Origin of the sequence: Pseudomonas sp. PDM13, from assembly GCF_025685765.1 — a bacterium.
GTDB lineage: Bacteria > Pseudomonadota > Gammaproteobacteria > Pseudomonadales > Pseudomonadaceae > Metapseudomonas > Metapseudomonas solani.
Window position 1 is genome coordinate 1 of the sequence record NZ_JAOTQU010000012.1, and the last position, 26,489, is coordinate 26,489.

Annotated in this window: 24 protein-coding genes; 14 read left to right on the plus strand and 10 right to left on the minus strand. The window is 65.5% G+C overall.

The annotated features are described in order from the left end of the window. Nucleotides 1-604: 604 nt before the first annotated feature. The 5 genes from OEJ36_RS13980 to OEJ36_RS14000 form a co-directional block, all read right to left on the minus strand. Nucleotides 605-1,702, minus strand: a complete 1,098-nt coding sequence (locus tag OEJ36_RS13980; RefSeq protein WP_263402008.1) for an LLM class flavin-dependent oxidoreductase — start codon at nt 1,700-1,702, stop codon at nt 605-607. A gap of 77 nt (nt 1,703-1,779) precedes the next feature. Further along, the gene (locus OEJ36_RS13985; RefSeq protein ID WP_263402009.1) at nt 1,780-4,431 is read right to left on the minus strand and encodes a TonB-dependent receptor; all 2,652 of its coding nucleotides are present in this window, start codon (nt 4,429-4,431) and stop codon (nt 1,780-1,782) included. 409 nt (nt 4,432-4,840) lie between these two features. Then, entirely contained in the window at nt 4,841-6,409 is a 1,569-nt protein-coding gene (locus OEJ36_RS13990; RefSeq protein WP_263402010.1) for an ABC transporter substrate-binding protein, read from the minus strand. 117 nt (nt 6,410-6,526) lie between these two features. Beyond that, entirely contained in the window at nt 6,527-7,738 is a 1,212-nt protein-coding gene (locus OEJ36_RS13995; protein WP_263402011.1) for an LLM class flavin-dependent oxidoreductase, read from the minus strand. A 17-nt stretch (nt 7,739-7,755) separates the two neighbouring features. Next, a complete protein-coding gene (locus tag OEJ36_RS14000) occupies nt 7,756-8,829 on the minus strand; it encodes a PhnD/SsuA/transferrin family substrate-binding protein (protein ID WP_263402012.1) in 1,074 nt (357 codons plus the stop codon). Between the two features lie 306 nt (nt 8,830-9,135). Between OEJ36_RS14000 and OEJ36_RS14005 the strand changes: the two genes are divergently transcribed. From OEJ36_RS14005 to OEJ36_RS14015, 3 genes are all read left to right on the plus strand, one after another. After that, on the plus strand, nt 9,136-10,215 hold the full coding sequence (locus OEJ36_RS14005; protein ID WP_263402013.1) for a sigma-54 interaction domain-containing protein: 1,080 nt from the start codon (nt 9,136-9,138) through the stop codon (nt 10,213-10,215). Nucleotides 10,216-10,546: 331 nt separating this feature from the next. Next, nucleotides 10,547-11,788 (plus strand): glutamine synthetase family protein, encoded by a 1,242-nt coding sequence (locus tag OEJ36_RS14010; protein ID WP_263402121.1) that lies wholly within the window; start codon nt 10,547-10,549, stop codon nt 11,786-11,788. 58 nt (nt 11,789-11,846) lie between these two features. Beyond that, nucleotides 11,847-13,151, plus strand: a complete 1,305-nt coding sequence (locus tag OEJ36_RS14015; protein ID WP_263402014.1) for an MFS transporter — start codon at nt 11,847-11,849, stop codon at nt 13,149-13,151. A gap of 215 nt (nt 13,152-13,366) precedes the next feature. Here OEJ36_RS14015 and OEJ36_RS14020 read toward each other — a convergent pair whose 3' ends face one another. The 4 genes from OEJ36_RS14020 to flgA form a co-directional block, all read right to left on the minus strand. After that, nucleotides 13,367-14,116 carry a flagellar brake protein gene (locus tag OEJ36_RS14020; protein WP_263402015.1) on the minus strand — a complete coding sequence of 250 codons (750 nt, stop codon included), beginning with the start codon at nt 14,114-14,116 and terminating at the stop codon, nt 13,367-13,369. Nucleotides 14,117-14,200: 84 nt separating this feature from the next. Next, nucleotides 14,201-14,668, minus strand: a complete 468-nt coding sequence (locus OEJ36_RS14025) for a flagella synthesis protein FlgN (RefSeq protein ID WP_043245560.1) — start codon at nt 14,666-14,668, stop codon at nt 14,201-14,203. A 49-nt stretch (nt 14,669-14,717) separates the two neighbouring features. Next, entirely contained in the window at nt 14,718-15,062 is a 345-nt protein-coding gene (gene flgM, locus OEJ36_RS14030) for a flagellar biosynthesis anti-sigma factor FlgM (protein WP_263402016.1), read from the minus strand. A 164-nt stretch (nt 15,063-15,226) separates the two neighbouring features. Further along, the gene (gene flgA, locus OEJ36_RS14035) at nt 15,227-15,988 is read right to left on the minus strand and encodes a flagellar basal body P-ring formation chaperone FlgA (protein WP_411861007.1); all 762 of its coding nucleotides are present in this window, start codon (nt 15,986-15,988) and stop codon (nt 15,227-15,229) included. A gap of 80 nt (nt 15,989-16,068) precedes the next feature. On the opposite strand from flgA, the gene OEJ36_RS14040 reads away from it, so the two are divergent. Beyond that, a complete protein-coding gene (locus OEJ36_RS14040) occupies nt 16,069-17,001 on the plus strand; it encodes a chemotaxis protein CheV (RefSeq protein ID WP_263402017.1) in 933 nt (310 codons plus the stop codon). A gap of 43 nt (nt 17,002-17,044) precedes the next feature. Further along, complete coding sequence (cheR, locus tag OEJ36_RS14045) at nt 17,045-17,872, plus strand: protein-glutamate O-methyltransferase CheR (RefSeq protein WP_263402018.1); 828 nt, start codon at nt 17,045-17,047, stop codon at nt 17,870-17,872. Between the two features lie 76 nt (nt 17,873-17,948). Here the strand turns inward: cheR and OEJ36_RS14050 are convergent, their stop codons facing one another. Further along, nucleotides 17,949-18,374, minus strand: coding sequence for an organic hydroperoxide resistance protein (locus OEJ36_RS14050; RefSeq protein WP_263402019.1), 426 nt, complete (start codon nt 18,372-18,374; stop codon nt 17,949-17,951). 328 nt (nt 18,375-18,702) lie between these two features. On the opposite strand from OEJ36_RS14050, the gene flgB reads away from it, so the two are divergent. From flgB to flgJ, 9 genes are all read left to right on the plus strand, one after another. Then, a complete protein-coding gene (flgB, locus tag OEJ36_RS14055; RefSeq protein WP_043245562.1) occupies nt 18,703-19,107 on the plus strand; it encodes a flagellar basal body rod protein FlgB in 405 nt (134 codons plus the stop codon). Nucleotides 19,108-19,121: 14 nt separating this feature from the next. Further along, complete coding sequence (gene flgC / locus OEJ36_RS14060) at nt 19,122-19,577, plus strand: flagellar basal body rod protein FlgC (RefSeq protein WP_021220627.1); 456 nt, start codon at nt 19,122-19,124, stop codon at nt 19,575-19,577. Nucleotides 19,578-19,597: 20 nt separating this feature from the next. Then, the gene (gene flgD / locus OEJ36_RS14065) at nt 19,598-20,275 is read left to right on the plus strand and encodes a flagellar hook assembly protein FlgD (RefSeq protein ID WP_263402020.1); all 678 of its coding nucleotides are present in this window, start codon (nt 19,598-19,600) and stop codon (nt 20,273-20,275) included. A 33-nt stretch (nt 20,276-20,308) separates the two neighbouring features. Continuing rightward, nucleotides 20,309-21,622, plus strand: a complete 1,314-nt coding sequence (flgE, locus tag OEJ36_RS14070) for a flagellar hook protein FlgE (protein WP_263402021.1) — start codon at nt 20,309-20,311, stop codon at nt 21,620-21,622. A gap of 218 nt (nt 21,623-21,840) precedes the next feature. Next, nucleotides 21,841-22,581 carry a flagellar basal body rod protein FlgF gene (locus OEJ36_RS14075; RefSeq protein ID WP_263402022.1) on the plus strand — a complete coding sequence of 247 codons (741 nt, stop codon included), beginning with the start codon at nt 21,841-21,843 and terminating at the stop codon, nt 22,579-22,581. Between the two features lie 46 nt (nt 22,582-22,627). Next, complete coding sequence (flgG, locus tag OEJ36_RS14080; protein ID WP_021220623.1) at nt 22,628-23,413, plus strand: flagellar basal-body rod protein FlgG; 786 nt, start codon at nt 22,628-22,630, stop codon at nt 23,411-23,413. 20 nt (nt 23,414-23,433) lie between these two features. Beyond that, complete coding sequence (gene flgH, locus OEJ36_RS14085) at nt 23,434-24,147, plus strand: flagellar basal body L-ring protein FlgH (protein ID WP_184488951.1); 714 nt, start codon at nt 23,434-23,436, stop codon at nt 24,145-24,147. A gap of 7 nt (nt 24,148-24,154) precedes the next feature. Continuing rightward, complete coding sequence (locus tag OEJ36_RS14090; RefSeq protein WP_411861011.1) at nt 24,155-25,264, plus strand: flagellar basal body P-ring protein FlgI; 1,110 nt, start codon at nt 24,155-24,157, stop codon at nt 25,262-25,264. 10 nt (nt 25,265-25,274) lie between these two features. After that, nucleotides 25,275-26,489 (plus strand): flagellar assembly peptidoglycan hydrolase FlgJ, encoded by a 1,215-nt coding sequence (gene flgJ, locus OEJ36_RS14095; RefSeq protein WP_263402024.1) that lies wholly within the window; start codon nt 25,275-25,277, stop codon nt 26,487-26,489.

Below are 26,489 nucleotides of genomic sequence, written 5' to 3' on the forward strand. Positions count from 1 at the left end.
GGCTGGCGTTCCAGCGATTGGAAAAGGGACTCGCCCGGGTGGGCGAAACCAGAAGCACCAACAAAACTCGGCAATCAGCTTGGCTCAAATCCTCTAGCAACACTTAACGCAGACAGAGCCACTTCAATCGCCAAGCAGCCCGCAGGGCTGCCATGCCTCGCGGTACTTCCGGGCTGAAGGTAAAAGCGGGCGAATGAATTCGCCCCTACACCCATTCCCCATCCTTGGTGTCTTGTGGTGGCACGTCTGTAGGGTGGATGACGCTTTTTTCATCCACCAGCGGAGTGGCCGGCGGGCACGAAAGGTGGACCGGTGGAGCGGGGTCCACCCTACGTGGCGAGGGCATCAGGAGTCGGTCGGTGGCAGGGCATCGCGAATGAATTCGCTCCCACAGGGACGCCGTCCTCCATCCGCGCCGTAGGGTGGATGGCGCTTTTTTCATCCACCAGCGGAGTGGCCGGCGGGCACGAAAGGTGGACCGATGGAGCGGGGTCCACCCGTGGCGAGGGTGTCCGGAGTTGGCCGGTGGAGAAGCATCGCGAATGAATTCGTAAGGGCGAGTGAGCTCGCCCCTACAGCCATTCCCATCTTTCGTGTCGTGGCCCTATGCGCTGGCCGCCTGGCGTTGCAGTTCACGGCGGCGGGCTTCTTCGCGGACGGCGGGGATGATCCAACGGCCGTAGTCGACGGTGTCGAAGTAGGGGTCGTAGCCGCGGTTGAGGAAGGTGGTGATGCCGAGGTCGACGTAGTCGAGCAGGGCCTGGGCGACGGTTTCCGGGGTGCCGACCAGGGCGGTGGTGTCGCCGTAGGCGCCGACGGCGGTGGCGGTGGGCATCCACAGGGCGCGGTCGTGGCGGTCTCCGGCGGCGGCTGCAGCGAGCAGGCGTTCGGAGCCGGTGCCCTTGATGCGCTTCTGCCAGGGGCTGCCTTCGGCGAACTGCGGGTTGGCCTTGATCTGCGCGAGGATCTGCTCGGCGCGCTGCCAGGCCAGCTCTTCGGTGGCGCCGAGGATCAGCCGCACCGAGAGGCTGACCCGGGGCGCGGTGACGCCAGCGTCCTTGGCGGCGGCCTTGAGCTTGGCGATCTGCTCGGCGACGCCGCTCAGGGGTTCGCCCCAGAGGGCGTAGAGGTCGGCGTGCTTGACCGCGATCTGGTAGGCGATGTCGGAAGAGCCACCGAAGGAGATGGGGATGTGCGGCTGCTGCAGCGGCTTGACCGGGCTGAAGGCGCCCTTGATCTGGAAGTATTTGCCGTCGAAGTCGAAGGGCTCTTCGGCGGTCCAGGTGCGGCGGACGATCTCCAGGTATTCGTCGGTGCGTTGGTAGCGCTCGGTCTTGTCCAGCAGGGTGTCGCCTTCCTGGGGCTCGGCGGTGATGCCGGTGATGGCGTGCAGGCGGATGCGCCCGCCACCAGTGGTGTGGTCGAGGGTGGCGAAGGCGCGGGCGGCGACGGTGGGCGCGGTGAGGGCCGGGCGGTGGGCGATCATGAAACCCAGGCGCTCGGTCTGGGCGGCGGCGTAGGCGGCGATCTGCAGGCTGTCGGCGCCGCCGGGGCCGCTGGCGATGAGCACCCGGTCGAAGCCGGCGTGCTCGTGGGCGCGGGCGTGGTTGCGGAGAAACTCCAGGTCGAAATCCCCGGTGCGCGGGCCGCGTGTCTCGGACCACTGGCGGGGGAAGATCATGCCGACGAATTCGATGGACATCGTCCACTCCTTAATTGCGTTGCGGGTTGAGGGCTGCGTTGCAGGTTGAGGGTTGCGCGGGCCAGGCCCGCGCGGGTTCAGAACTGGTAGTCCACCTGGGCCATGAGGCTGCGACCGGGCATGGGCTGCAGGAAGGTGTTGGTGGAGCCGGCGAGGCCGCTGACGAAGTTCAGCTCGTCGGTGAGGTTGAGCACGCGCACCGTGGCGCTCCATTGCGGCTGGCGGTAGTAGAGGGCGAGGTCGAGGTTGTATTCGTCGGGCACCTTCACCGTCTTGCTGAGGTTCAGGTACCAGCTGCTGGTCCACCAGCCGGAGAGCTCGGCGCCGAAGCCGGAGTCGAAGCTGTAGTCGACGAAGCCGCTGACGCTGTACTCGGGGACCTGCACCGCGTCGTAGCGCCCGGAGGGCCGCTGGTTGAGGGCGTTGTTGTCGCCGAAGACGGTGCCGTTGTCGGCGATGAAGCCGGCCGAGGCGAAGCCGGTCTGGGTGGTGAATTCGTTGTAGGCGGTGAGGCGGGTGAGGTTGAGCCCGCTGCGCAGGTGTTCGTCCGGTTGGTAGCGCGCGGTGGCTTCGACGCCCTTGATGATCAGCCGGGCGATGTTGTTGTTGCTGTCCGGCGCCTGGTCGCGTTCCTGCTTGAAGGCGGCGACGGAGAGGAACAGCCGGTCGGGAATGGCGTCGACCTTGAGGCCGACTTCGTGGAGCACGCTGAGGCTTTCGAACGACAGCGGGTTGAGCAGGTTGGCGCCGGCGCCGCTGCCCCAGCCGATGCCGTTGGAGAAGAAGCCGGTGTTGACCGCCAGGGAGCGGTCGAAGGTGTAGTAGAGGGTGCTGTTCTCGGTGGGCTTGATGTAGGGGCTGACCTGCACGGAGAACAGGCGGTAGCTGTCGCTGTCCTGGCGCTCGGTGCCGGCGCGCAGGACGAAGGGGTTTTCGATGCGAGCGTCGATCCAGCTGCGGCTGGCGCCGATGTTGAGGCCGTAGCGCTCGGCGAAGCGCAGGTTGTGCTGGGTGAACAGGGTCTTGGTGGTCCACACGCTTTCGGCGGTGTAGGGCGCCAGGGATTCGGCATAGAGGCCGTGCCCGGCGGGGTACATGGCGGCGAGGTTGAGCCAGCCGTAGTAGCTGGAGAACTGCGGCACGCCGGGCTGGCCGATCCAGGCGCCGTTGCCGCCGGCGGGGTTGGAGCCGGTGAGGCCGAGCAGGTCGCCGGGGTTCTTGGTGGACGGGTCCTGGGTCAGGTCGTAGGCGTTGATGGTGGAGCCGAAGCTGTTGTTGGCGGCGATGGACTGGTTGCTTTCGCGGCGGTAGATCAGGCCGCTGTTGCTTTCGTCGCGCAGCACCTGGCCGAACAGGCTGGCTTCGTTGCGCGAGCGGAATTCGAAGCGGTTGTCGAAGATGTTGTCTTTCGATTGCACCTGGAAGGCGCCGACCGCGTCCACCGTGTCTTCGGAGCGCTGGTAGAAGGCGCTGTTGGCCAGGGTGATGCTGGGGCTGAGGTCGAGCTCGGCGCGCAACTGGGTGGTGAAGCGGGTGGAGGTGCTCTTGTCTTCGGCGCGGTGGCCGGTCTGCGGGTCGAGGGAGACCAGGCCGTTGCCGGCCAGGCTGGGGTCGTAGACCCAGCCGCGCAGGGTGCCGGGGCTGCCCTGGGTGTTGGGCGAGGTGGCCTGGAAGCTGTTGTTGACCACCGCGTACTGGCCCTGGGCGTTGCGCTGGCGCTGCACCCAGCCGAGCACGGCGGAGTCGGCGGCGCCGGATTCGAACACCGGTGACCACAGGGTGCCGCCGTTCTGGATGATCGGCGTGGCGCGGCCGGCATGGTACTTGCCGCTGTCGGCCAGTTGCTGGGTGGCGCGGTTCCAGCCGTGGGCGATGTTCCAGTCGAAGTAGTCGTCGTAGGCGGCGTTCCAGTCCACGCGGATGCCGTCGCCACGCCAGGCGAAGGCGCCGTAGAAGGCATCGAAGTTGTTTTCGACGTTGTCGTAGTAATCCTCCTGGCGCTGGCGGGTGATGCTCACGCGGTAGGCCAGGCTCTCGCTGATGGGGCCGGTGTTGTCGACGGTGAAGCGGGTGGAGTCGCGGGATTCGCCATCGGGTATCCAGGTGCCGAGCTGGCCGCTGAGGCGGGTGCGGAACTGGTCGAAGTCGGGCTTCTTGCTCAGGTAGTTGACGTAGCCGCCACTGCCGCTGACCGAGCCGTACACCACCGAGGAGGGGCCGGCGACGATGTCGGCGCCCTCGACGGCGTTGAAGTTGGCCGGGTGGCGCACGGCGTAGGCGCGCTGGCCGTCCTGGAACACTTCCGAGTTCTGCGCGCGGAACTGCGGGGCGATGCCGGCGTTCTGGCCGCCACCGCGGGTGATGCCGGGGGCGTACTTGACCAGGTCGTCGGAGCTGCGGATGGGGTCGTTGGCGAGCTGCTCGGCATTGACCTGGGTGACCGAGCGCGGGGTGTCCAGCACGCTGGCGGCGGTGCCGCCGTACACCGAGCTGGGCGGGCGCACCGGCACCACCGAGGTGGCGGCATCGACGCGCTTGCCCTGCACCTGGACCACGCCGAGCAGCGGCGTATCGGCCTTGTCCTGCTGCTTCTGTTCCTGGCTGGCTTCCGCCTCGGGCTCGACGGGTTTTTCCTCGGCCCAGGCGGCGCTGGAGATCAGGGCCAGGATGGCCAGTGACAGGGTGTTGCGACGCAGGGCGGCGGCGGGTGGTGGCGCGAGGCTGAACATGCTGGGTGACTCTCCGGGCTGTGACTTTTCCAGCGCGCGGGGCTGCCGCGCACCTGTGCCAGTGGCTGATGGGGTTCCAGGCAGGGGTGGAAAAGCCCGGGCGCTTGGGCTCGGGAGTGGCAGTTGCCGATGCGCGCCAGGCGGCTTCGGCTGGTTCTCGTTATGGATGTATCGAGGTGGATACAGCACGGGGCATGCCAGCCATGAATGGGTGGCGAGAATTAATGGGTGGATGTTTTATATGGTTGATAAATAAGGAATTTATTTTCGGTATTGGCCGGCTTTCGACAGGCGATCGGCGGCCCGCGAACGCAGGCGGCGCGTGGGGGCGGAAGGGGGCGGGAAGGCTGCTGGGGGATACGCAGCGGGTTGTTGCCGGAGTGCTGGTGGGGCAGCACCCCGGGCGCGGTCAGGCGGTGCCGTTCAGCCAGAGGCTTTCGAAGCGCCAGGTGCTGAACAGGGTCTGTTCCTCGTGGGCGCCGCCGACCCGGGTGGAGAAGCCGTCGAGCAGGTCGGCGTAGCCCCAGATGAGCATGCCGCCGCGCTCGTACTGGACCTGCTGGGCGCGGTGCACCAGGGCCTTGCGCTGCTCCAGGTCGGGCTGGGCCATGGCCTGGAGGAACAGCTCGGAGAATTCGGCGTCGTTGAAGTTGGTTTTGTTGGCCACGGCGAAGGGGGCGTCGCTGTGCATGCCGCTGGCGAGGAAGGGCGCGCCGATGCTGCCGCCGGTGCTCAGGGCCCATTCGGTGCGCTGGGGCCCCTGGAAGGTGGCGAGGTCGACCTGGCGCACCTTGAGGGTGACGCCGATGCGCTTGGCCTGTTCGGCCAGCACCAGGGCCGAGGCGAGGCCGGGGCCGACGGTGGTGACCAGCTCCAGTTCGAGGTTTTCGTGGCCGGCTTCGCGCAGCAGTTCGCGGGCGCGTTGCGGGTCGTGGGGGCGCGGCGCGAGGGCGTGGTTGAAGGTGGGGTCGAAGGGCGCGTAGAGGTCGTTGGCGACGCGGCCCTGGCCGTTGAGGGCGCGGCGTACCAGCTCGTTACGGTCGGCCAGCAGGCGGAAGGCCTGGCGCACGCGCGGGTCGTCGAAGGGCGCCTTGGCGGTGTTCATGTCGAAGGACAGCCAGTTGCCGGTGACCGAGGTGACCAGCTTGATGCGCGGGTCGTTGCGCAGCAGGTCGAGCTGTTCGCTGGGCATGCCGTTGGCCATGTCGATCTGCCCGGCGCGCAAGGCGGCGAGGCGCGAGACCTGGTCCTTGAAGTCGATGATTTCCAGCTCGTCGGCGTAGGGCTTGCCGCTCTTGTAGTAGTTCTCGAAGCGGGTGAACAGCGAGCGCCGGCCGGGGGTGAAGCTTTTCAGCCGATAGGGCCCGGCGCCCACGGGGTTGGTGACGGGGTGGTAGTCCACCGGGACGATGCCGCCGAAGTTGACCCAGGTTTCCGCCAGGGGGAAGAAGCCGCGGCCTTCCTTGAAGCTGAGGCGGATGGTGCGGTCGTCGAGCTTGACCAGGTTGTCGCGGTCCACCCAGTGCAGCAGGGCGGCGTAGGGCGAAGCGAGTTCCGGGTCGGTGAGGCGGCGCACGGAGAAGATCAGGTCGTCGGCGTCGATGGTCTTGCCATGGTGGAACTCCAGGCCCTGGCGCAGGCGCAGGGTCCAGGTGCGGGCGTCGGGGCTGACCTCGGCCTCTTCGGCCAGGGCCAGGCGCGGCTGCATCTGCTCGTCCCATTCCCACAGCTTGGCGTAGAGGGCGAAGCCGCGGACGATGCCGCTGCCGATGGGCTTGTGGGCGTCGAGGTTGCCGCTCTGGTTGCCGTCGAGGATGCCCAGGCGCAGGCGCCCGCCGTGGCTGGGGGTGAGCAGGGCGGTGGCGGGGGCGGCGGCCTGCTGGTCACAGCCGGCGAGCAGGCCACCGCCCAGCAGCAGGCCGCTGCCGAGGGCGAGGCTGCCGCCGAGGAAGCGGCGGCGGGTCAGTTCATCGTGCATCGGTTCACTCCTTCGAGCCGGGGCGGGGGTCAGGCCAGGCCCAGCAGCGGCAGCCAGGAAAACAGCAGGACCAGGGCCAGGCTGGTGTCGATCAGGTAGCGCTGCTCGGCCATGGCGTCAGGCTCCGGCCGGGCCGCCGTTGACGGCGCGCAGTTCGATGGGGGCGTCGGTGCTTTTCACCAGGGCCGCGCGTTCGCCACGGAAGTGCGGCAGCACGTGTTCGCCCAGGCGGTAGGCCTCTTCCAGGTGCGGGTAGCCGGCGAGGAAGAACAGGCCGATGCCCAGTTCGTTGTACTCGCGGATGCGCGCCACGACGTTGGCGTAGCTGCCCACCAGGGCGCAGCCCGGGGGGATGCCGATGTAGCCGAAGCCGGCCCAGACGTTGGGGTGGATGAAGAAGTCGTCGAACTCCGGGGCGGCGTCCTTCTCGGCGTAGCCGTGCTCGTAGCTGAGCTTGCGCGCGGTGCGCAGGCCGGCGTGGGCGGCGACGGCCTTGACCGCGCCACGGGCGACGCCTTCGTCGAAGAAGCGCTTGGCTTCGGCCTGGGCTTCTTCCTCGGTCTCGCGGGTGATGACGTCGATGGACAGGCCGAAGCGGATGTCGCGGCGGCCGTACTTGAGGGCGCGCTCGCGCACGTCGGCGATCAGCGCGCGGACCTCGTCCGGGTGCTCGGCGCGCATCAGGTAGTAGTCGGCGTGCTTGGCGGCGAATTCACGGGCGGGGATGGACGAGCCGGCGGTGCAGATCAGCGGCAGCTCGGCCTTTTTCAGCGGGCCGCGCAGGCCACCGCCGTCGGCCTTGTAGTAGACGCCGTCGTAGTGGAAGTTTTCGTTGTGCCAGTAGCCCTTGACCACGTCCATGAATTCGATGGCGCGGGCGTAGCGGTCGTCGTGGCCGCTGTAGTCGCCGACCTGGCGCTGGATGGCGTCGGAGCCGCCGTTGATGATGTTCCACACCAGGCGGTTGCCGGTGGCGCGCTGGTAGGTGGCGGCCTGCTGCACGGCGACCCAGGGCGTGTAGTGGTAGGGCTGGAAGGCGGTGACGAACTTCAGCGTGCGGGTTTCGCGGGCCAGCAGCGAGCAGACCGTCCAGGGCTCTTCGCCGGTGGGGGCGTTGACCATCAGCGCGCCGCCGAAGCCGTTGATTTCGGCGGCGCGGGCGATCTGGCCGAGGTAGTCGATGTAGGTGAAGTGGTCGCCGACGGCGAAGCTGGAGACCGCCCCGGTGCTGGGACCGCCGCGGTGCCAGTCGCCGCGGTTGCGCGGGTCGCCCGGCAGGTACTGGGTTTCGCCGTGCAGCGGCAGGCGGGTGAAGAATTCGATGCTCATGGGGTTCCTCCTTGGATTCAGTCGCGGGCGCTGATCTGGCCCTTGAGGCTGGGCCAGTAGTCTTCGAGGTGCAGGTCGATCAGGGCCTGGTTGGTGAAGCGAGTGGCGAGGGACTGGCCGATGTCGACGTCCTCGCGGATCAGGCGGTTGTCCAGGGCGTAGCGGGTGAGGGCCTGGTAGTGGGCCTTGAGCTGCTGGTCGCTCTTGGGGGCCCAGCGGTCCTTCCAGGCCACGGGGTCGCCCTGGTCGTCGCGGCGCAGGACGCTTTCCGGGGTGCCGGCGCGGGAGGAGATGAGGTAGTAGGCGTCCTGGTTCTGCTCCTGGGAGATCCACCAGGCGGCCTTGACCCAGGCGGTGGCGAGCAGCTGGGTGACCTCGGGGTAGCGCTGGATGAAGTCGTCGGTGCCCCAGAGGTCGGAGACCAGGCGCCAGTCGTTGGAGCCCTGCTTGGTGGACCAGATGATGCGGCCTACGCCCTTGTCTTCCAGCAGGTAGGACTCGCTGAGCAGCACGGCGGCGTCGACCTTGCCGGCGGAGACGGCGGCGGCGCCGACCTGGGGGTTGAGGTTGGCGATCTTGAAGTCGGTGAGGGCCAGGTTCTTGCTGGCGAGGAAGTTGCTGAAGGCGAACTCCCAGGGGCGGCCACGGTGCAGGGCGATGCGCTTGCCCTTGAGGTCTTCGATGCTCTTGGCTTCGGAGTTGGCCGGTACCACGAGGTAGACGTTGTTGCCGTTGCCGCCGGGGACGATCAGCTTGCCGGGCACGCCACCGGCGGCGCCGATGACAGAGGGCAGGTCGCCGCGCACGGCGAAGTCGATGCTGTTGTTGGAGAAGCCTTCGTTGATCTGCGGGCCGGCGCCGGCGTGGGGGAGGGCGATCCAGTCGAGCTTGATGCCGCGCTTGTCGAGCTCCGCGGCGAGCCAGCCGTCTTCGATGACGCGCCCGGGGATGCCGCCGAATACCGGCTTGCCGCCCTGGGTGTAGGCGACGATGGCGATCTTCACCGAGGCGGGGGCCTCGCTGGCGAACGCGCCGAGGCTGAAGGCCAGGGCGGCGAGGGCCACCAGGCTGCTGCGCCAGATTCTGTTCATGGTTCCACTCCTTGCAATACGGGCCGGTGAGCCCGGCTGATGGAGCGGCGGGAGCAGGATGCATGCCATGGAATGGGCGATTGGCGTTGGCGCCAGTGGTGGCGCGGGATTCGCCGTGCAGGCGGTGTGGCGGGGCGGCCGCTGCATTGCTGGTGTCGACGCAGGGGGCTGCTGACGCGTTGCTGCTGCAGCAGCAATCCGCCGCCTTATATCTTTTATGGAATATATAAATGCTAATTAATAATTTTTTAGTCTATTCGGATTGATGCACTATGGCGGCGCGCCCATCTCTGCCAGGAATGCATCATGTCGCTGCTCACCCACCCCAATGCTCGCGAGCTGACCAAGTCCGTGCGTGCCACGGTGCTGGTCTTCAAGGACCCGCGCTCGCAGGAGCTGCTCAACCGTATCGAGCGGCTGGCGCCGAGTGAGGCCAATGCCCTGATCATCGGCGAGACCGGTACCGGCAAGGAGCTGGTGGCCCGCCATATCCATCACCTCAGCCGACGCGGCAAGGAGCCCTTCGTGGCGGTGAACTGCGGCGCCTTTCCCGAATCCCTGGTGGAGAGCGAGCTGTTCGGCCACGAGAAGGGCGCCTTCACCGGTGCCACCAACAGCAAGGCCGGCTGGTTCGAGGCGGCCAATGGCGGGACGCTGTTCCTCGACGAGATTGGCGACCTGCCGCTGAACATGCAGGTGAAGCTGCTGCGCGTGCTGCAGGAGCGCGAGGTGGTGCGCCTGGGTTCGCGCACGCCGATCCCGATCAATGTGCGCCTGGTGGCGGCGACCAACGTCAACCTGGCCGACGCGGTGGTGGCGGGGCATTTCCGCGAGGACCTGTTCTACCGCCTGCACGTGGCGACCATCCGCCTGCCCCCGCTGCGCGAGCGGCCGGGCGATATCCTGCCGCTGGCCGAGTTCTTCCTCGAGGAGCATTGCCAGCGCCTGGGCTACAACCGCGCCTCCCTGAGCGTGGAGGCCGAGCGCAAGCTGCTGACCCACAGCTGGCCAGGCAACATCCGCGAGCTGGAGAACGCCATCCACCATGCGCTGCTGGTGTGCCGCAACCAGCAGGTGCAACCCAATGACCTGCACCTGGTGGACATGCGTCCCGCCGGCGTGCGCCACGACGCACCCCAGGGCGTGCTGCCCGGTCCGGCCGCGCCGGTGGACCTGGAGGCGGCGCTGACGGCGCTGTTCGAACAGAACCGCCCGGACCTTTACGAGCACATCGAGGAGACGGTGTTCCGCACCGCCTACCGCTTCTGCCACGGCAACCAGTTGCAGACCGGGCGCCTGTTGGGCATCAGCCGCAATATCGTGCGGGCGCGGCTGGAGAAGATCGGCGAGCTGGAGGTGAGCCCGAGGAGTGCGCGTATCGCCTGAGTGGCGGCAGGAATTCCCGGGCTGAAGCCCGGGCTACGGACGGATGGACGAGAAAGGGGCGCAACGAAGGTTGTGCCCCTTTTTTATGGCGGTGTGGGTAGCGCGCAGCGAAACCCATGCGGAGATCCAGTGCGGTTTAGTGGTGGTGCTTGAAATATCGAACAGTCGGTGCGTATTTTGTGCACGCCGCCATTTCGGCGTGACCGCAGTACCCACAAGGATAATAAGCATGACTACCGACGTCCCAGGTTCCCTCGCAGAACGACTGGCAGGCATCGACGAGATCGAGTGCGTCACCCCCGACCTGAACGGGGTGATGCGGGGCAAGGTGATGACCGGCGAGGGCTTCCTTTCCGGCCGCCGCTTGCAGCTGGCGCGTGGCGTGCTGCTGCAATGCATCATGGGTGGCTACCCGGCGGCGAAGTATTACGGCAGCGATGACGGCGACCTGGCCCTGGTGGCCGAGCCGAGCCAGGTGCACCGCCTGCCCTGGAGCTCCAACCCCCGTGCCCTGGCCATCTGCGATGCCCAGGAGCTGGATGGCCGCCCCTCCGGCCTGTCGACCCGCGGCCTGCTGCGCCGCGTGCTGGAACGCTACGCCGCCCATGGCTGGGCGCCGGTGGTGGCGACCGAGCTGGAGTTCTTCGTCTTCGCGCCCAACCCCGATCCGCACCAGCCGTTCCTGCCGCCGCTGGGCCTGGACGGGCGCCGCGAGGACGGTTGCTCGGCCTTCAGCGTGACCTCCAACAATGGCCTGCGGCCGTTCTTCGAGGAGGTGTATGCCTGCATGGAGCTGTTGGGCATGCCCCGCGATACCTTCATGCACGAGATGGGCGTGAGCCAGTTCGAGATCAACCTGCTGCACGGCGATGCGCTGCTGCTGGCGGACCAGACCTTCCTGTTCAAGCACATGCTCAAGGAGGTGGCGCTCAAGCACGGGGTGACGGTGGTGTGCATGGCCAAGCCGCTGGCGCATACGCCGGGCAGCTCGATGCACATCCACCAGAGCGTGGTGGAGATCGACGGCGGGCGGAATATTTTCAGCGATGGGGCGGGCGAGGCGACCGATGCCTTCTACCATTTCATTGGCGGACAGCAGGCGGCGATGGCGGATTTCACCGGGCTGTTCGCGCCGAACGTGAACTCCTACCAGCGTCTCTGTCATCCTTACGCGTCGCCGAACAATGCCTGCTGGTCCCACGACAACCGTGCGGCGGGGTTGCGCATTCCGGCCAGCGCACCGGTGGCACGGCGGGTGGAGAACCGCCTGCCCGGCGCCGACGCCAACCCGTACCTGGCCATTGCGGCCAGCCTGGCGGCGGGACTGCATGGCCTGGAGCAGCGGATTGCGCCGAGCGCGCCGATGCAGGGCGAGTTCGATATTCCCGACTCCCTGGTCCTGCCCTGTACCCTGCACGCGGCGTTGGAGCGTCTGAAACGCAGTGATCTGGCCCGGGAACTGTTCGGGGAGGAGTTCATCGAAGGCTACATCGCCACCAAGACGATGGAGCTGACCAGCTTCTTCGATCAGATCACCCCCTGGGAGCGGCGCGTATTGGCCTCCCAGGCGTAGCACCCCCTTGCGGGCCGCGCGTTGCGGCCCGCCCTGTTCTAGGAGCGCATGGAAAGCAATGGGTCGTGTCTTGAAGTCGTTTCGTGCCCTTTACTTCGCCACGCTGTTGATGCTGATCGGCTCCGGCCTGCTGAGTACCTACCTGGGCCTGCGCCTGGCCGCCGACAAGGTGGACGGGCTCTGGGTCGGTGCGCTGATGGCGGCGAACTACCTGGGCCTGATCCTCGGCGGCAAGCTGGGGCATCGGCTGATCGCGCGGGTGGGGCACATCCGTGCCTATGTCACCTGCGCCGGGCTGGTGACGGCGGCGGTGCTGGGACACGGCCTGGTGGATTGGCTGCCGGCCTGGCTGTTCATGCGCATGCTGGTGGGCCTGGGGATGATGTGCCAGTACATGGTCATCGAGAGCTGGCTGACCGAGCAGGCGGAGGCCGGCCAGCGTGGCCAGGTGTTCGCCGGCTATATGGTGGCGTCCTACCTCGGCCTGGTGCTGGGCCAACTGGTGCTGGTGCTGCACCCGGGGCTGGGCCCGGAGCTGCTGATGCTGGTGGCGATGTGCTTCGCGCTGTGCCTGGTGCCGGTGGCGGTGACCCGCAAGATCCACCCGGCGCCCTTGCACCCGGCGCCCCTGGAGCCGCGCTTCTTCATCAAGCGGGTGCCGCAGTCGATGACCACGGTGCTGATCTCCGGCCTGATGCTGGGCTCCTTCTATGGCCTGGCACCGCTCTATGCCACGCGCCAGGGGCTGAGCACCGAGCAGATCGGCCTGTTCATGGGCTTCTGCATCCTCGCCGGGCTGCTGGTGCAATGGCCGCTGGGCTGGCTGTCGGACCGCCATGACCGCGCCATGTTGATCCGCACCATCGCCGCGCTGCTGGTGCTGGCGGCGCTGCCCCTGGCGCTGATGCCGCAGGTGCCGATGGAGATGCTGTTCCCCATGGGCTTCCTAGTGTGCATGCTGCAGTTCACCCTCTACCCGCTGGCGGTGGCCTTCTCCAACGACCATATCGAGGCGGAGCGGCGGGTCTCGCTGACCGCCATGCTGCTGATCACCTTCGGCGTGGGCGCGAGCATCGGCCCGCTGGTGACCGGCGCGCTGATGAAGCAGGTGGGGCCGAACATGTTTTATGCCTTCGCCAGCGTCTGCGCCCTGGTACTGGTGCTGCGGGTGCGGCCCGACAAGGTCACCGGCCTGCACCGCGTCGACGAGGCGCCGTTGCACCACGTGGCGACCCCGGAAGTCAGTTCGCCCCTGGTGGCCGCCCTCGATCCACGCGTGGACGAGCAGGTGGTGCACGACCAGATGGGTGGCGACAGCTTCACCCCGCCACCTCCCGCACCCGAGGAGCCCCGTCCCAGCTGAGGGTGACGGGGACCCCTGCGGCCCCGTTCGTACCTTGGGGCCGCCATTCGAATCGTTACAGGCAGACGCCATGATCCACGGGCAGATCCCGGGGGCGTGGTTGCCTGCGCCTCATGACAACGGTTGCCAGTGTTGGGACGCTGGGTCGGCTGGAGGCTTGCAGGGGTGTGTGGAGAGGGGGGGCGCCGGTCGCGGAGGCGAGCGGCGCGGGGGGGCTAGAACAGGTCGTCCTTGTCGAAGCGGCGGGCTTCGCGCTGCAGCTGGTAGACGAAGCGTTCGATCAGGCGTTGCTCCTGGCCGCTGGAGCGGTAGAAGCGCATGCCGACGAAGGTCATGTCGAGCTTCTCGTCATAGCTGGCGTGGCGCAGTTCGACGGCGGCGAGCAGGGTGCCCACCGGCAGCTGGGCGCTGAAGCGTTCGTAGACCTGGCCGGGTTGCAGGCGGCTGGAGAGGTCACCGGAGAAGCGCAGTTTGCAGCCGGTGGCGGAGATATCCAGCATGTGCCCGGGCAGGCCCTTGGGCAGCTTGTCGCCAGCCAGTTCGATGACCACCAGCTGGCTGAGCATCAGCGGTGCGCGGAAGGCGTTGCGGCGCTGGTGGTAGATCACCTCTTCGGGCAGCGGGCACCAGTAGCAGGCGTCGCCTTCGAACTCACCGACACGGACCGGCTGCGGGCATTCCCAGGCGATACGCACGCCGTCGCGGAAGCCTTCCAGGCGGAAGCTTTCGCCGTTGCGCAGGAAACGCTCGCCATCGTTGGGGATCATTTCGTCGAGGGCCAGCAGCTTCTTGTCCTTGTCGATTTCGACGAGGTAGGTCTGGAAGCGCTGGCTGCGCTCGTGAAAGGTGATGATCAGCGGGTCGTGGTTTTGCTGCAGCAGACGAAGATTGGCCTGAATCTCCACCGGTGCCTTCAGCACCTTGGGCGGTTGCGGCCCATCTTCTTCGATAAACGCATTGGACACGGTCCAGGACTCTCCAAGCACGAAAGACTTCCGGCACTAGCATACTGGCAATATGCCGGTAATGTCGTCGTGCCGTTGTTGTTATCAGGCCTGGCTGAGCGGGCGCTGTCGCTGGATTTTAGCGGCACCGCCACGGCTGTCATAGAGGCTGGGCGCATCCTGACCGCGGAGAATCGCCAAGGTGCTGCCAACCGAGGCCTGGTTCGCACGAATCAGCCGGCCATTGCGCTGGTTGGCGTTCTGGCACTGCTCGAGCACGGCGCTCAGTTCTTCGCTGCGGGCGATGAGATCGGCCCCCAGTGGCGAGGTTTCGGCGAGGGTGTGCAGGCCGGTGCGGTCGGCGCTGAGGCCAAGGGCCACGAGTGCTTCGGTGCGCTGCTTGCCATGGGCATCGAGCAGGGCGAGCAGGGGCTGCTTGTCGGCGAGGATTTTTTCGAGGTGGCCCAGGTCACGCTCGGTGAGGGCCTTGAATTCGGTATCGATCAGCTCAAGCAACTGCTGGGCGTGGCCGATATCGTGGGTGAACAGGTCGAGCAGGATAGTGTCTTGCATCGCGGGCTCTGGGGATTGGGCGTCCAATATCCCCAGCGCTGCCCTGAGACTAGCGCTGGGATTCGAAGTCGAGCAATTTGCTGGCCACGCGCTGACTGTCTACCTGATAGGAGCCGTCGGCAATGGCCTGTTTCAGTTTTTCGACGCGTTCCTTGTCCACGGTGGGCAGGTCACGCAGCTTGTCGGTGACTTTCTGCAGGTTCTGCGCATCGCTGCTCAGCTGCACGTTTTCACCGGTCTTGGCGGTCTTGGCCGCATCGACGCTGGCCGCCTGCGACGGAGTCGTGGTCGAGCTTGCGACGGCTTCGTTCTTGCCGCCGGACTGGGCATTGCTCGTACGGCCCGTACCGGGCGGCGTAGCGGCGTTATTCAGCCGGTTGAAGTCGATGACCATGATGCAAAACCTCTGGGTGTTTGGACGCTTACCGACGCTATCGGCCATACGGAAATAAACTTTAGGGCAGATTTCCGATTTTTTTCCGGCCCCCGGAAGCGACGTTGGAACGGCACTCTACACGAGATGGCGTATTTGCATACAAGACTCGTGCCTATATACAGCTACATGGCCACTTCGACCTGGCCCGGGCCGGTGACCCGCGCCTTGACCACCCGTTTGGACTGCAGGTTGCGCACCCTGATCTGCTGCCCGGGGGAGCCGTCGGAGAGCGCTTCGCCGGGCATGCGCACGCTGATGCTGGAGCTCTTGGCGATGATCACCACCTGGTCGCCCTTGCGGATCACCTCGGCCATTTCCAGGTGCACCGGTGCCAGCACCTGGTCGGCGACCACGGCGCGGGTGAGCTTGTAGCCTTCGGCCTGCGCCGGGTCGGTGAGGTAGCCCTGGTTTAGCAGGCCGACCTCGCGTTCCACCAGGTTGTAGTCATCCGCACTGACGACTGCCCCACGCCGCAGCGGACGGGCTACTACTATTACTTCGCGGAACAGCCGGACCTGCGCGGGGACGTAGACGCTCCATGGCGTGCTGCCTTCACAGCGCACGCCGACGGTGACCCGACCGATGGGTTGTGCCGGGCTTTCGAGTGTGACCGTCAATTCCCTGTCGCAAGCCGCCAGGCGCAACCTCGGGTCGAGCCGGTTGATCTGAATGTCGTAACGACCGGGGATATTGTTGGTCTGCAGATAATCCTCCACCGTGAACTCAAGAAAGCCTTGGGTGGAGCCGATAAGGACTTCGGGCGATGTGAGTTCCTCCGCCGAGGCGCCGTTGTGGCCGAGGCAGAACAAAATAGGTAAAACGGCCTTAAAAAGATGGCGGCGTTGTGCCATCGTGTGTCGGAAAATCGTCGTCATAGCGTTCATATCAAGATCAAAAGCAAGGCCCGTGCCGCCTGCTACTCTAAGGCGAAGCGTGCTGAAGCTAATAACGGGAGAGTCCTGGCATGGCCGGTGTATTGGATTCGGTTAACCAGCGTACGCAACTGGTCGGTCAGAACCGATTGGAGTTGCTGCTGTTCCGGCTGGATGGGACCCAGCTATACGGGATCAACGTGTTCAAGGTGAAGGAGGTGCTGCAGTGCCCCAAGCTCACCATCATGCCCAAGTCGAGCCCTGTGGTTCGCGGCGTGGCCAATATCCGCGGGGGCACCATCCCGATTCTCGACCTGGCCATGGCCACCGGTCGACGCGGCCTCGATGACCTGAAGAACAGCTTCGTCATCATTACGGAATACAACACCAAGGTGCAGGGCTTCCTGGTGCGCTCGGTGGAGCGCATCGTCAACATGAACTGGGAGGAGATCCATCCGCCACCCAAGGGCACCGGCCGTGAGCATTACCTGACCGCAGTTACCCGGGTCGACAAGAACCTGGTGGAGATCATCGACGTGGAGAAGATCCTCGCCGAGGTCGCACCGACTTCCGAAGTGATTTCCGAGGGCGTGATCGACCAGAACACGCAAGCCAGTGCCGTGACCAAGCGGGTGCTGATCGTCGACGACTCGTCGGTGGCCCGCAAGCAACTGATCCGTTGTCTGGAGACCGTCGGCGTCGAGGTCACCGCGCTCAACGATGGCCGGCAGGCGTACAACTACCTGCATGACCTGGTGGAGCAGGGCAAGGCACCTGAGAAGGAGCTGCTGATGCTCATTTCCGACATCGAAATGCCGGAAATGGACGGGTATACGCTGACGGCGGAGATCCGAGGCGATGCGAGAATGCAGAAACTGCACATCCTCCTGCATACTTCGCTCTCCGGCGTGTTCAACCAGGCGATGGTGAAGAAGGTCGGCGCGGATGATTTTCTCGCCAAGTTCCGACCCGACGACCTGGCTGCACGTGTGATCGAGCGGATCAGAATCGCGGATGGCGGCTGAGGGATGATTCCCCCAGGAAACAGATATGAATGAGGCGGGCCTAGTGTCTTCAGGTAACTTGGATTTCGAGCAGTTCCGGATCTTCCTGGAAAAAACCTGCGGCATCCTGCTGGGAAGCAACAAGCAGTACCTGGTATCCAGCCGCCTTAACAAGCTGATGGAACAGAACGGCATCAAGTCGCTGGGTGAGCTGATACAGAAGATCCAGGGTTCCCCGCGTGGCGGCCTGCGCGAGCAGGTCGTCGATGCCATGACCACCAACGAGACCTTGTGGTTTCGCGACACCTATCCCTTCGAGGTGCTGAAGAGCCGGGTGTTGCCGGAAATGATCAAGGCCTCGCCGAACCAGCCGCTGCGCATCTGGTCGGCCGCCAGTTCTTCCGGGCAGGAGCCGTTTTCCCTGTCCATGGCGATCGACGAGTTCGAGAAGGTCAACCTCGGCCAGCTCAAGGCCGGGGTGCGCATCGTCGCCACCGACCTGTCCAGCTCGATGCTTGCCGCCTGCAAGGCCGGTGAGTACGACAGCCTGGCGATGGGGCGCGGACTTTCCCAGGACCGCCTGACCCGCTACTTCGACCCCAAGGGGCCGGGGCGCTGGGTGGTCAAGCCGGCGATCCGCAACCGTGTCGAGTTCCGCGCGCTGAACCTGCTGGACAGCTACGCGGCGCTGGGCAAGTTCGACATCGTGTTCTGCCGCAACGTGCTGATCTACTTCTCCGCCGAGGTGAAGAAGGACATCCTCACGCGCATCCACGCCACGCTGAAACCTGGCGGCTATCTGTTCCTCGGTGCTTCCGAGGCGCTCAATGGCCTGCCGGAGCTGTACCAGATGGTGCAGTGCAGCCCGGGGATCATCTACAAGGTCAAATGACCGGGTAGCGCGACACGAGAAAGGGAGGCGAAAGCCTCCCTTTTTATTGGCCTGCTTTATTTGCCTGCGGGCGGGCTCAAACCAGCGTGCGGGTGACCTTGATGTTGCCCTGAGTGGCGTTGGAATAGGGGCAGACCACGTGGGCCTTGTCGACCAGGTCCTGGGCCACGGCCTTGTCGATGCCGGGCAGGGAGATGCGCAGCTCCACTTCGATGCCGAAGCCGGTGGGCAGGGTGCCGATGCCGACTATGCCTTCGATGGAGGCATCGTCCGGCAGGCTGACCTTCTGCTTGCCGGCGACGAACTTGATGGCGCCGAGGAAGCACGCCGAGTAGCCGGCGGCGAACAGCTGCTCCGGGTTGGTCCCTTCGCCGCCTGCGCCACCCAGCTCCTTGGGCGTGGTGAGTTTCACATCCAATACCCCGTCGGACGATACGGCGCGGCCTTCACGGCCGCCGTAGGCTTCGGCGTAGGCGCGATACAGGGCTTTTTCGATGGGCATTTCGATCTCCTCGGGTTCGTCGATTCAAGGGGTGATGGCGGCGTTGCGCAGCGGCTGCCGCCAAACGGAAACCAAAGCCTAGACCACACAGATGAAGGAGAGGGCAGGGCGGCAATCACCGCTGCCGGCCATTGCCGCTCAGCGGCAACACCGCTCGTCCGCGTTGCCGCCGGCACCGGCAAAAGCGGTAACGCCTTGCCGTTGCCGCCTCGGTTGCGCTGCGGATTTATCGCAAGCTATTGAAAATAAAGGGATTTAAAAGTTGGCACAGCCTTTGCTGAATATCATGCAGGTAAACCGACATTGCCAGCCGGCAAAGGTTAGAGACATGAGCATCAGCTTCGAAAGCGCCCTCGGCATCCATGAAAAGGCCCTCAGCTTCCGCACCCAGCGTGCCGAAGTGCTGGCCAACAACATCGCCAACGCCGACACGCCCAACTACAAGGCGCGTGACCTGGACTTCAAGGCTGTGCTCCAGCAGCAGGTGGAGAACAGCAAGGGCACCTTCCATGCCAACCTGACCAACCAGCGTCACATCGCTGCCGAAGGCGCCAGCCTGTTCGACGAAAGCCTGAAGTACCGGATTCCGTTCCAGCCCTCGATCGACCAGAACACCGTCGACCTGCAGCAGGAGCAATCGACCTACACCGAGAACTCCATGCAGTTCCAGGCCAGCTTCACCATGCTCAATAGCAAATTCAAAGGGCTGGTCGCTGCCCTGCGCGGCGAATAAGGGAGAACACCACCATGTCACTGTCCAGCGTCTTCAACATTGCCGGCACCGGGATGAGCGCCCAGAGCACTCGCCTGAACACCATCTCCAGCAACATCGCCAACGCCGAGACGGTGTCCTCCAGCCTCAATCAGACCTACCGTGCCCGCCACCCGGTGTTCGCCACCATGTTCCAGAGCCAGCTCAACAGCGAGAGCGGCAGTGGCAGCAGCTCGCTGTTCGCCGGCGAGGACGAATCCGGCCGTGGCGTGCAGGTGCTGGGCGTGATCGAAGACCAGAGCGCGCTCACCCCGCGCTACGAGCCGAACCACCCGGCTGCCAACGCCGACGGCTACGTGTACTACCCCAACGTCAACGTGGTGGAGGAGATGGCCGACATGATTTCTGCCAGCCGTGCCTTCCAGACCAACGTCGAAATGATGAACACCGCCAAACAGATGATGCAGCGCGTGCTGACCCTGGGTCAGTGAGTGCGTGAGGGAGCGACCAGATGAGCGTTGACGTAGGCGCCACTACCAGTACCTCGGTACTGGACCAGTACAAACTCAAGGACACCGCCAAGTCCAAGGAGCTGGGCAAGGACCAGTTCCTTCAATTGCTGGTGGCACAGATGAATAACCAGAACCCGCTGGACCCGCAGACCAACAGCGAATTCGTGGCGCAGCTCGCCCAGTTCAGTACGGTCGAGGGGTTGGACAACTTGAACAAGAGTGTGAACACCATTCTTTCCAGCACCCAATCTTCCCAGGCGCTGCAGGCTTCGTCCCTGGTCGGTCGCAAGGTCATCGTCACCACCAACAAGGCGGTGGTGGACACCAGCGAGACCATGAAGGGCAGCGTCAACCTCACCGGCGCCAGCACCAACGTCTACGTCAACGTGCTGGACAGCAAGGGCAACGCCGTCAACCGCATCAACCTGGGCGCCCAGAGCGCCGGCCAGGTCAGCTTCATGTGGGACGGCAAGGATTCGAGCGGCAAGGTCGCGCCCAATGGCACCTACACCTTCCAGGCCGAAGCGGCCATCGACGGCAAGACGGTGGCGATGTCCACCAACCTGCCGGCGAACGTGGACAGCGTCACCCTCGGCCTGAACGGCGGCGAGATGACGCTCAACCTCGCCGGGCTGGGCAGCGTCGCACTCTCCAAGGTCAAGGTCATCGGTCAATAATCGTCGGCGGCGCCGGCGTTACAGGAGCATCCCATGTCTTTCAATATCGGACTCAGCGGCATCCGCGCCGCCTCCAGTGACCTCAATATCACTGGCAACAACATCGCCAACGCCGGCACCGTGGGCTTCAAGCAGTCCCGTGGCGAGTTCCAGGACCTGTACTCGGCGTCCGTGCTCGGCTCCGGCAGCAAGACCATCGGCAGCGGCGTGCTGCTGGGCAACGTCGCCCAGCTCTACAACCAGGGCACCATCGACTACACCGAGAACGCCCTGGACCTGGCGGTGAACGGCAACGGCTTCTTCATCACCAGCAACAACGGCGCCATCAGCTACACCCGTGCCGGCTACTTCGGCACCGACAAGAACGGCAATATCGTCGACAACAACGGCTATCGCCTGCAGGGCTACTCGGTGGATGCCAACGGTGCGCTGCAAAGCGGCGTGGTGGGCGATCTGGTGATCCAGACCAACAACCAGCAGCCCAAGGCCACCACCACCATCACCCAGCCGTTCAACCTGAACTCCACCAACACGGTGCCCACCAAGACGCCGTTCGACCCGGCCGACCCGACCACCTACAACTCGTCGACCTCGGTGAACATCTATGACGCCCAGGGCAACGCCCACGTCATGACCCAGTACTTCGTCAAGTCGGCCACCCCGGCCAACACCTGGACCATGAACGTGCTGATCGATGGCCGCAGCCCGACCAACCCGGCCAGCGCCGCGCCGATGAGCACCACCGTGGGCTTCACCAGCTCCGGCCAGCTCGACACCAGCACCTTCACCGGTACTGGCGGCTTCACCGTCAACACCGACGGCACCCTGGGCATCACCGGCTGGGTGCCGGCGCAGTCCAACGGCGCCACCCCGCCGGTATGGAGCGCCAACGGTGCCGCCGCCGCGCCGACCATCAGCTTCGATATCCGCGGCTCGACCCAGTTTTCCAGCGCCTTCGCGGTGACCAAGGTCGCCCAGGACGGCTACACCACCGGCCAGCTGTCGGGCCTGGAGATCGACGACGAGGGCAACATCTTCGCCCGCTACACCAACGGCCAGTCGAAGATCCAGGGCCAGGTGGTGCTGGCCAACTTCGCCAACGTCCAGGGCCTCACCCCGGTGGGCAAGACGTCCTGGGTGCAGTCGTCGGAATCCGGCGAGCCGGTGATCGGCACCCCGCGTTCCGGCACCCTGGGCGCGCTGCAGTCCGGCGCCCTGGAGGCGTCCAACGTGGACATCTCCACCGAGCTGGTCGACCTGATCGTGGCGCAGCGCAACTACCAGGCCAACGCCAAGACCATCGAGACCGAGAACGCGGTCACCCAGACCATCATCAACCTGCGTTGAGTGGTGTTTGCCGCCCGGCTCATCGGGCGGCAAAGACCTTGCCGCTGGCGGCAGCCCCTCGCCGCCGCGGCATTCGAAGGCCCTTTGCTCGGGCCTTTTTCTTTTCTGTTTTTCCTTTGTAATCAGTGTCTTGTGGTTGTTTTTCGGGTTCTGGCACAGCAATTGCTGAATAGCCTGCAAAGAGTCAGCGGGCGTCAAAAGCCCACTCGGAGAACCCCATGGACAAGATGCTGTACGTCTCCATGACAGGCGCCAGCCAGAACACCCTGGCCCAGCGTGCCCACGCCAACAACCTGGCGAACATTTCCACCACCGGCTTTCGTCGCGACTACGAACAGGCGCGCTCGATGCCCGTGTTCGGCGAAACCTTCCCGGCGCGGGTCTACGCCATGAGCGAGCGCCCCGGCACCGACTTCACCCCCGGCCCCATGCAGGAGACCGGTCGTGACATGGACATCGCCATCGGCGGCCAGGGCTGGATCGCCGTGCAGTCCGCCAATGGCAGCGAAGCCTATGTGCGCACCGCCAGCCTGCAGGTGGATGCCCTCGGCCAGCTGCGCACCGGCAACGGCTTGCCGGTGATCGGCAATGCCGGCCCCATCGCTATTCCCCCGGAGCAGAAGGTGGAGATCGGCGCCGACGGCACCATCAGCATCCGCGCCCTGGGCGAGGCCCCCAATGTGATGGCCGAGGTCGACCGCATCAAGCTGGTCAACCCCGATCCCAAGCAGCTGGAGAAAGGCACCGACGGCCTGATCCGCCTGAAGAGCGGCCAGCCGGCCGGCGTGGACGGCACCGTCCAGGTCACCTCCGGCTTCCTCGAAGGCAGCAACGTCAATGCCGTGGAAGAGATGACCGCGATCCTCTCGCTGTCCCGCCAGTTCGAACTGCACGTGAAGATGATGCGCACCGCCGAAGATGATGCTTCGGCGATGGCACGGGTCATGCAACTCAGCTAATTACCAGTACGCGGCGCCATGAAACCGGCGCCCGAGGAGAACGAAGATGCTTCCGGCACTCTGGGTCAGCAAGACGGGCCTCGCGGCTCAGGACATGAACCTGACCACCATTTCCAACAACCTGGCGAACGTGTCGACCACCGGCTTCAAGCGTGATCGCGCCGAGTTCGAGGACCTGCTGTACCAGATCCGCCGTCAACCCGGCGCCCAGAGCAGCCAGGACAGCGAACTGCCCACCGGCCTGCAACTGGGTACCGGTGTGCGCATCGCCGGCACCCAGAAGATCTTCACCCAGGGCAGCCTGCAGACCACCGAGCAGCCCCTGGACCTGGCGGTGAACGGCCGCGGCTTCTTCCAGATCCTGATGCCGGACGGCACCGTCGCCTATACCCGTGACGGCAGCTTCCACCTGAACTCCGACGGCCAGGTCGTCACCTCCCAGGGCTATGCCCTGGAGCCAGCCATCGTGCTCCCGGCGGAGGTGCAGACCTTCACCGTGGGCGAGGACGGCACTGCGTCGGTCACCACCTTCGGCAACCCCACGCCCCAGGTGATCGGCAACATCCAGACCGCCGACTTCGTCAACTACGGCGGCCTGCAGGCCATCGGCAACAACCTGTTCCTGGAGACCGCCTCCAGCGGCGCTCCGCAAGTCGGTACCCCGGGCCTGACCGGCCTGGGCAACGTGCTCCAGAACACCCTGGAAAACTCCAACGTCAGCGTGGTCGAGGAGCTGGTGAATATGATCACCACCCAGCGCGCCTACGAGATGAACTCCAAGGTCATCTCCACGGCCGATTCCATGCTTGGTTTCCTCTCGCAGAACCTGTAATACCCCCGAGGTAAGTTGTCATGAACCGGCTGATCCTTCCTGTCTCGCTGCTCGCCGCCCACCTGCTCACCGGGTGCGTCGCGCCGGCCGCCAAACCGAACGATCCCTACTACGCCCCTGTCCTGCCGCGCACGCCCATGCCCGCCGCGCAGAACAACGGCTCCATTTATCAGGCCGGCTTCGAAACCAACCTCTACGACGACCGCAAGGCGTATCGTGTGGGTGACATCATCACCATCACCCTCAACGAGCGCACCCAGGCCAGCAAGAACGCCACCTCGCAGATCCAGAAGGACAGCACCGCCAACCTCGGGCTGACCTCGCTGTTCGGCGGCGGCGTGCGGGTCGACAACCCCAGCACCGGCCTCAATCCGCTCAAGGCGGAGAACCTGTCCATGGACGTCGGCTACAGCGGCAGCCGCGACACCAGCGGCAACTCCCAGGCGGGGCAGAGCAACAGCCTCAGCGGCTCGATCACCGTCACCGTCTCCGAAGTGCTGCCCAACGGCATCCTCGCCGTGCGTGGCGAGAAGTGGATGACCCTCAATACCGGCGACGAGCTGGTGCGCATCGCCGGCCTGGTCCGCGCCGATGACATCGGCACCGACAACAGCGTCTCCTCCAACCGCATCGCCGATGCGCGCATCACCTATTCCGGCACCGGCGCCTTCGCCGATGCCAGCCAGCCAGGATGGTTCGACCGCTTCTTCATGAGCCCCCTGTGGCCGTTCTGAGCAGGTAATTGCGAAGATGAAACGACTGACCGCTGCCCTTTGCCTGTTGCTCGCCGCCACGGCCGTTCATGCCGAACGCCTGAAGGATCTGGCGAGCATTCAGGGCGTGCGTAACAACCAGTTGATCGGCTACGGCCTGGTGGTGGGCCTCAACGGCACCGGCGACCAGACCACCCAGACGCCCTTCACCCTGCAGACTTTCAACAACATGCTGGCGCAGTTCGGCATCAAGGTGCCGGCCGGCTCCGGCAACGTGCAGCTGAAGAACGTCGCGGCGGTGTCCATCCACGCCGACCTGCCGCCCTTCGCCAAGCCGGGCCAGGCCATCGACGTGACCATCTCCTCCATCGGCAACGCCAAGAGCCTGCGCGGCGGCAGCCTGCTGATGGCGCCGATGAAAGGCATCGACGGCAACGTCTACGCCATCGCCCAGGGCAACCTGGTGGTGGGCGGCTTCGACGCCGAGGGCAGCGACGGCTCGAAGATCACCGTCAACGTTCCGTCGTCCGGCCGCATTCCCGCCGGCGCCACGGTCGAGCGCCCGGTACCCAGCGGCTTCGACCAGGGCAACTACCTGACCCTGAACCTCAATCGCCCGGACTTCACCACCGCCAAGAACATCGTCGACAAGCTCAACGAACTGCTCGGCCCGGGCGTCGCCCAGGCCCTGGATGGCGGTTCGGTGCGCGTCACCGCGCCCATGGACCCGAGCCAGCGCGTCGACTACATGGCGGTGCTGGAGAACCTCGAGGTGGAAGCCGGCCAGGCGGTGGCCAAGGTCATCATCAACTCGCGTACCGGCACCATCGTCATCGGCCAGAACGTCAAGGTGCAGCCGGCCGCCGTCACCCACGGCAGCCTGACTGTGACCATCACCGAAGACCCGATCGTCAGCCAGCCCGGCGCCCTGTCCGGCGGGCAGACCGCCGTGGTGCCGCGTTCCAAGGTCAATGCCGACCAGGAGGCCAAGCCGATGTTCAAGTTCGGCCCCGGCACCACGCTGGACGAGATCGTCCGCGCGGTGAACCAGGTGGGCGCGGCCCCGTCCGACCTCATGGCCATCCTCGAGGCGCTGAAGCAAGCCGGCGCTCTCCAGGCCGACCTGATCGTGATCTGAGGAGGCGACCATGGACTCCAAGTTTTCTGCCGGCCTCGGGGGCTCCAGCCCCGTCGACTCGGGCGCGTACACCGACCTCAACCGCATGGCCCAATTCAAGGTGGGCAAGGGCCGGGACAGCGACGAGAACATCAAGAAGGTCGCCCAGGAGTTCGAGTCGCTGTTCCTCAACGAAATGATGAAGGCCATGCGCTCGGCCAACGAGGTGTTCGCCGAAGGCAACTTCCTCAACAGCAACGAGAGCAAGACCTACCAGGACATGTACGACCAGCAGCTGGCCGTGACCATTTCCAAGGGACAGGGCATCGGCCTGTCCGACGTGCTCACCCGCCAGTTGTCGAAGAACAAGGGCGCATCCAAGGCCACCGGGCCCAACCCTTTCGCCCAGGTGGCCGAGACCAACGGCATCAGCTGGCCGCAGAAAGGCAGCAAGCTCGAAGCACCGGCCGACGGTCGCGACGACTCCAAGCTGCTGGCCATGCGCCGCATCAGCCTGCCGGGCAAGCTCACCGACCGGCTGCTGGCCGGCATCGTGCCGTCCGCCAGCGCCGGAGAGGGCGCGGCGGCCCAGGCGGCCGTCGCGCAGAACCAGGCCCTGGCGGGTGCCGACTGGGTGCCGGCCAAATCCTATGGTGCGCCGGAGAGCGGTGCCACGCGGGTGGACGGCAATGACGCGGTGATCGGCCGGCGCATCGCCCAGCCGCCGCTGGCGCCGGGCAAGTCGGCCTTCCGTTCGCCCCAGGAATTCATCGACACCATGCTGCCCATGGCCCAGGAAGCGGCGAAGAGCATCGGCGTCGACCCGCGCTACCTGGTGGCCCAGGCCGCCCTGGAGACCGGCTGGGGCAAGTCGATCATCCGCCAGCAGGACGGCAGCAGCAGCCACAACCTGTTCGGCATCAAGTCCCACGGTTGGGACGGCCAGTCGGCCCGCGCCCTGACCACCGAATTCAAGGACGGCCAAGCCGTCAAGGAAGCGGCATCGTTCCGCGCATACGACTCCTATCAGCAGAGCTTCCACGATTATGTGAACTTTCTGCAGGGGAACGATCGATATCAAGAGGCACTGGAAGTAACCGACAAGCCTGAGCGATTCGTCCGCGAACTGCAGCAGGCCGGCTACGCGACCGACCCGCAGTACGCGCGCAAGGTCGCCCAGATCGCCCGGCAGATGCAGACCTATCAGGCTGTAGCGGCGGGCGATGCGGTGGTGCCGCGTTCATGA